Source organism: Mycobacterium sp. (genome assembly GCF_044342925.1).
In the GTDB taxonomy this organism is placed as follows: Bacteria; Actinomycetota; Actinomycetes; order Mycobacteriales; family Mycobacteriaceae; genus Mycobacterium.
In genome coordinates this window covers 1-5,721 of the sequence record NZ_JBIIOV010000192.1, presented here as the reverse complement: position 1 = coordinate 5,721, position 5,721 = coordinate 1, and the positions used below count along the sequence as shown (strand labels likewise).

Below are 5,721 nucleotides of genomic sequence, written 5' to 3'. Positions count from 1 at the left end.
GCCTCCTCGTAGGTCACCGGCTCGGCGTCGGTCACCGGCTCGGCGTCGGTCACCGCCTGCTCGTAGGTGGTGGCGTCTTGGTAGGCAACCGGCTCGGCGTAGACGACCTCGGTGCTGACGGTCTCGCTATAGACGACGTCGGCCTGCGAGCTCTCCTCGTACCCGGTCTCGTACGCCGTCTCCTGGTACGCCGTCTCTTCGTACGGTTCCTCCTCGTACGCTGCGTCCTCGTACTCCGTCACCTCGTCGGTGACGACCGGAATCTCACCGGTCCGGATGATCGGGATCTCCCCGGTCAGTTCAGCGACAGTCACCCCACCGCGACGCTTACGGCGGCGGTGTCCCCCGACAGGCGGCGAACCGATTGATCCGCTACGGGCAAGCAGCTCGGCCACTGAGACCGTCCGCGTGTCCTCTGACTCACTCATCGTTTCTCGCCTCTCAGTCGGTCCGCGCAGCCTGCACTAGCGCGGTCCCGTCAGCCTCACTGTCCAGCCGGCGCAGGATGATGCCCTCCCGTAGCGCCCACGGGCAGATCTGCACCGATTCCAGGGACAGTGCTCGCATACTCGCCTCTGCCACCAGAGCCCCGGCGACGATCTGCAGCGCCCGTTCGGCACTGACCCCTTCCAGCTGGGCACGATCTGCAGTGGTCATCCTAGAGATGAACGCAATGAGTTGCCGAAGGCCGTTGGCGGTAAGCACCCGCTTGACCCTCGGACCCGCCGCCGACGGCGCCGCACCGGTGAGTCGGGCCAGCGACCGGAACGTCTTGGAGGTGCCCACCGCCAGATCAGGCTTACCGGCCTCGGCCATCGCCTGGGCGGCGTCGGCGAGTTCGGCGTCCAGCCAGTCCCGCAGCACCGCCACCCGCCGGCGACCGGGTGGATCCTCGTGCAGCCACTCCCGGGTCAGTCGGCCCGCCCCCAGCGGCAGCGACATCGCGCAGTCGGGCATTTCGTCGACCCCGGTGGACATCTCCAGGGAACCGCCGCCGATGTCGAGGTTGGTGATCCGTCCTTTACTCCAGCCGTACCAGCGGCGCACCGCCAGGAACGTCAGACGCGACTCGTCGACACCGGAGAGCACCTGCAGATCGACACCGGTCTCGGCGCGAACCTGAGCCAGCACGTCATCGGAGTTGGTCGCGTCGCGCACCGCGGAGGTGGCGAACGCCATCAGGTCACCGCACCCGGAGCTGCGGGCGATCTTGGCGAACTCGTCGACGGTGGTGATCAGCTTCTCCGCACCCTTGCGGGTGAGCTTCCCCGAGTTGTCGATGGCCTCGGCGAGCCGCAGCGGCTCCTTGGTCGAGCTCATCGGGGTTGGATGACCGCCGCGATGAGCGTCGACCACCAGGAGATGAACGGTGTTACTACCGACATCGAGCACGCCCAATCGCACGTGCTCCAACCTAGCGCCCAGCGTCGTCTACCGTTGCACTCCGTGACACGCAGGCATCCCGGCGAGGTCGATCCAGACTTCCCGCGCGAGTGGGTGGAGTTCTACGACCCAGCCAACCCCGAACACCTGATCGCCGCCGACCTGACCTGGCTGCTCTCGAAGTGGACATGCGTCTTCGGCACCCCGGCCTGTCAAGGAACCGTCAAAGACCGACCCGACGACGGGTGCTGCTCACACGGCGCGTTCCTCTCCGACGACGACGACATCGCCAACCTCGACGACGCCGTATCGAAGCTCACCGACGCCGACTGGCAGTTTCGAGAGAAGGGACTCGGCTCCAAGGGGTACCTGGAGTTAGACGAGTACGAGGACAAGCCGAACCTGCGCACCCGCAAGTACAAGGGCGCCTGCATCTTCCTCAACCGGCCCGGCTTCCCGGGCGGCATCGGCTGCGCGCTGCACAGCAAGGCGCTCAAGCTCGGCGTCGAACCGCTGACCATGAAACCTGAAGTGTGCTGGCAGCTTCCGATCCGACGCACCCAGGAGTGGGTGACCCGGCCGGACGGTAGCGAGATCCTCAAGACCACGGTCACCGAGTACGACCGCCGCGGCTGGGGCGAGGGTGGGGAAGATCTGCACTGGTACTGCACCGGTGACCCGGCCGCACATATCGGGAAGAGAGCGGTGTGGCAGACCTACGCGCCGGAGTTGACTGAGCTGCTCGGCACCAAGGCCTACGCGGAGTTGGCGGCTTTATGCAAGCGGCGCAGCGGCTTTCCGGTGATCGCGGTGCACCCGGCGACCCAGGCGCGCGGACGCCGTCGCTAAGACGAGCCGCCGCGCCCAGTCACTAGCCCTCCAGTTTGTAGCCCAGACCGCGGACCGTCACGATGAGACTCGGGTTGGCCGGGTCCTGCTCCACCTTGGAGCGCAACCTCTTGACGTGTACGTCGAGGGTCTTGGTATCGCCGACGTAATCCGAACCCCACACCCGGTCGATCAGCTGACCGCGGGTCAGCACCCGCCCCTTGTTGCGCATCAGGTATTCGAGCAGTTCGAATTCCTTGAGCGGCAACGAGATCTGCCCAGCGCCGACGCTGACGATATGGCGTTCGATATCCATCCGGACGCGACCGGCTTCCAGCACCGTCTCGCCGGTGTCCTCGCCCTCGGTACCCCGGCGCAGGACGGCGCGGATCCGGGCGATCAACTCCCGCGCCGAATACGGCTTGGTCACATAGTCGTCCGCACCGAGCTCGAGGCCGACCACTTTGTCGATCTCGCTGTCCCGTGCGGTCACCATGATCACCGGAATGGTGGACCGCAGCCGCAGCTGCTTGCACACGTCGGTACCGCTCATGCCCGGCAGCATCAGATCCAGCAACACAATGTCGGGCCGGGCGCGGTCGAACTCCGCCAGCGCCGCAGGACCGTCGGTGACCACCGTGGTCTCGAACCCCTCTTTGCGAAGCAGGTAGGCCAGCGGGTCTGCCAATGACTCCTCGTCCTCGACGATCAGCACCCGGGTCACTGCGCCTCCTGTACTTCGATGTGCTCGTCGTCCGTTCCGGCATACGACGGCACGGACAGCGTGAATGTCGAACCTGTTCCCGGCTGGCTCCACAGTCGGATGTCGCCGTTGTGATTGGCGGCCACATGCTTCACGATGGCCAGGCCGAGCCCCGTCCCGCCGGTGGCGCGTGAGCGCGCCTTGTCGACCCGGAAGAAGCGCTCGAACACCCGCTCCTGGTCGGCTCGGGCGATGCCGATACCCCGGTCGGTCACCGCGATCTCGACTTTGTCCTCGTGCAGCCGACGGCTGATCGACACCGTCGATCCATTGGGCGAGTACGCGATGGCGTTAGAGATGAGGTTTGCGATCGCGGTGACCAGCAGGCCCTCGTCGCCGAGAACCTGAAAACCGGTCGGGTCGTCGGTGGTGATGGCGATGCTGGCCTTCTCCGCCACCACCCGGTAACGGGAAATAGCCTCCTGGACAACAGCGTCCACGTCCACGGCAACCAGATCGGGCAACCGCTCGGCGCCCTGCAGGCGGGACAGTTCGATCAGTTCGCCGACCATGTTCGCCAACCGCTGCGACTCGGTGTAGATCTTCCCGCCGAAGCGCTGGACAGTGTCGGGATCGTCGGTGGACTCCAGCAGCGCCTCGGAGAGAACGGCCATGGCCGCGACGGGTGTCTTGAGCTCGTGGCTGACGTTGGCGACGAAGTCACGCCGGCTGGCCTCCATCCGGGCCTGCTCGGACTGGTCGTCGAGGTAGATCACCGCCAGCCGGGGGGACTGGGGGTTGAGCAATCGGATCTTGGCGTGCACCGCCAGGCCAGCGCGCCGGCCGGCGAGACCACGCGGAGCGGCCAGGTCCACCTCGGCGTCCGCGCCGCTCTCCAGGGTGCTCGCCGCGGCGGCCCACAACCGGTCGTCGAGCATGCCGTTGCGCATCATGCCCATCTCGGTCACTCGTCGGTTGCTCACCCGCACCGCTCCGGCGGAATCCACCACCAGCACGCCGACCGGCGCGGTGGAGACCGCGCGCTGCAACAGTTCGGACACCGACATGGACTTCGACGCGGCGGCCGCACGACGCCGCGCGGCAAGCCGCGGCACCAGGGTGACACCAGACCCGAGCGCCACGCCCGCGAGACCCCCGAGCGCCGCCGCGCTAACACTCACGCCATGAGCGTACGCACGCTCAGACGCCACGCCGAATTCCGGTCGCCGTGCCGAACCGCCGTTCAGCAGGCGTTAACCGGACGTTCTACTTCGAGCCCTGGCTGGCCACCGCGGCCGCCCCGGCGGCCGCAGCCTCCGGGTCGAGGTAGGTGCCGCCGACCACGTGCGGCTTGAGGTCGCCGTCGAGGTCGTAGCGCAGCGGGATTCCGGTCGGGATGTTGAGGTTGACCACCGCCTCATCGGACATGCCGTCGAGGTACTTCACCAGTGCGCGAAGCGAATTGCCATGTGCGGCGATCAGCACCGTCTTTCCGGAACGCAGATCCGGGACGATCGTGCTCTCGAAGTAAGGGACGAAGCGGGCGACCACGTCGGCCAGGCACTCGGTGAGCGGGCCGCCGCCGATGTCGGCGTACCGCGGATCAGTGTCCTGACTGAACTCACTGCCGCGCTCGATGGGCGGCGGCGGAGTGTCGTAGCTACGCCGCCAGGCCATGAACTGCTCTTCGCCGTACTTCTCCTTGGTCGCAGCCTTGTCGAGTCCCTGCAACGCGCCGTAGTGACGCTCGTTGAGGCGCCAGTCGCGGTGCACCGGGATCCAATGCCGGTTGGCCTTGTCCAACGCGATGTTGGCGGTGTTGATCGCGCGACGCAGCAGCGACGTGTAGAGCACGTCGGGCAGCCGGTCGAGTTCGCCGATCAGTTCACCGGCGCGGGCCGCCTCGCCACGCCCCTTGTCGGTGAGATCGACGTCCACCCAGCCGGTGAACAAATTTTTCTCGTTCCACTGGCTTTCGCCGTGGCGAAGAAGGATCAGAGTGCAATCGCCGTCAGCCATAGCCGGAAGTCTCTCACGATGCGCCTCACTGTTTATCGTGATCGCCCTGGCTTTTCTCGGGGCCTTTCTCGGGGTCGTCCGGGTCGTCGGCGACGAGGTGCTCGAAGGCTTTGAGGTTCTTCAGCGACTCCCCGCGCGCCACTCGCCACGCCCATTCCTTTCGGATCGAGGTCGCGAACCCGAGCTCGAGCAGAGTGTTGAAGTCGTTGTTGACCGCCTCCACCACCTGGCCCAGCACCCGGTCGATCTCGTCGGCGTTGACGATGTCCAACGCGATCCGCCCGATGAGATAGATGTCGCCGATGTTGTCCAGCGTGTACGCCACCCCGTAGAGCCGACGATTCCGCTTGAGGATGAACCGGTAGACGCCTTCGTGGTTCTCGTCCGGCCGACGGCAGACGAACGCCTCCACCCGCACCGAATGCTCACCGATGCTCAGCAGGGTGTTGGTGGTCAGCTTGCGCTCGCCGGGAAGCTCGACGATCAGTCCGGGCAGCCCGCCGTGCGCGCCGTCGTATCGGGTGTAGTTGAGGCCGTGCTCGGTGAGGGTCTCCTCGATCTGTTGCCGAACCCGCATCCCGACCTGTCGAGGGTCGTTATCGCTCACGCTCGCACTCCCCTTCTCCTCGTCCATCGCCGCCCGGGCCGGCGGGGCGTCAGGTCGCGCACCGTCTGGTGGGTGCGCCGGTAGTCGGCGATGGCGCGGGCGTAGCTGGCCAGCAGCGCATCGACGGTGTGGTCCCAGGAGAACTCCGCGGCATGCTCGACGGCACCGCGGCCCAGCGCCG

Annotated in this window: 6 protein-coding genes and 2 pseudogenes; 1 reads left to right on the top strand and 7 read right to left on the bottom strand. The window is 66.7% G+C overall.

Annotated features, from left to right (window positions below; all coding sequences use genetic code 11):
• A pseudogene (locus ADBZ6I_RS15545) lies at positions 1-314 on the bottom strand (hypothetical protein); the annotation flags it as partial.
• A 127-nt stretch (positions 315-441) separates the two neighbouring features.
• Entirely contained in the window at positions 442-1,404 is a 963-nt protein-coding gene (locus tag ADBZ6I_RS15540) for a Ppx/GppA family phosphatase (RefSeq protein ID WP_526385394.1), read from the bottom strand.
• Positions 1,405-1,446: 42 nt separating this feature from the next.
• Here ADBZ6I_RS15540 and ADBZ6I_RS15535 point away from each other — a divergent pair, with 42 nt between their 5' ends.
• Positions 1,447-2,232 (top strand): DUF3109 family protein, encoded by a 786-nt coding sequence (locus ADBZ6I_RS15535; protein ID WP_526385392.1) that lies wholly within the window; start codon positions 1,447-1,449, stop codon positions 2,230-2,232.
• A gap of 22 nt (positions 2,233-2,254) precedes the next feature.
• On the opposite strand, the gene ADBZ6I_RS15530 is transcribed toward ADBZ6I_RS15535, so the two are convergent.
• From ADBZ6I_RS15530 to ADBZ6I_RS15510, 5 genes and pseudogenes are all read right to left on the bottom strand, one after another.
• Entirely contained in the window at positions 2,255-2,935 is a 681-nt protein-coding gene (locus ADBZ6I_RS15530) for a winged helix-turn-helix domain-containing protein (protein ID WP_526385390.1), read from the bottom strand.
• Positions 2,932-4,095 (bottom strand): sensor histidine kinase, encoded by a 1,164-nt coding sequence (locus ADBZ6I_RS15525; RefSeq protein WP_526385388.1) that lies wholly within the window; start codon positions 4,093-4,095, stop codon positions 2,932-2,934. Before ADBZ6I_RS15525 ends, ADBZ6I_RS15530 begins: the two co-directional genes overlap by 4 nt.
• Positions 4,096-4,180: 85 nt before the next feature.
• Positions 4,181-4,933, bottom strand: coding sequence for a phosphoglyceromutase (locus ADBZ6I_RS15520; RefSeq protein ID WP_526385386.1), 753 nt, complete (start codon positions 4,931-4,933; stop codon positions 4,181-4,183).
• A gap of 25 nt (positions 4,934-4,958) precedes the next feature.
• On the bottom strand, positions 4,959-5,510 hold the full coding sequence (locus tag ADBZ6I_RS15515; RefSeq protein ID WP_526385396.1) for a YbjN domain-containing protein: 552 nt from the start codon (positions 5,508-5,510) through the stop codon (positions 4,959-4,961).
• Between the two features lie 26 nt (positions 5,511-5,536).
• A pseudogene (locus ADBZ6I_RS15510) lies at positions 5,537-5,721 on the bottom strand (D-inositol-3-phosphate glycosyltransferase); the annotation flags it as partial.

What these genes read in the sequence shown, in the direction of transcription:
- ADBZ6I_RS15520 (WP_526385386.1), bottom strand. Translation starts at nt 4,933, where the DNA reads ATGGCTGACGGCGATTGCACTCTGATCCTTCTTCGCCACGGCGAAAGC.
- ADBZ6I_RS15515 (WP_526385396.1), bottom strand. Translation starts at nt 5,510, where the DNA reads ATGCGGGTTCGGCAACAGATCGAGGAGACCCTCACCGAGCACGGCCTC.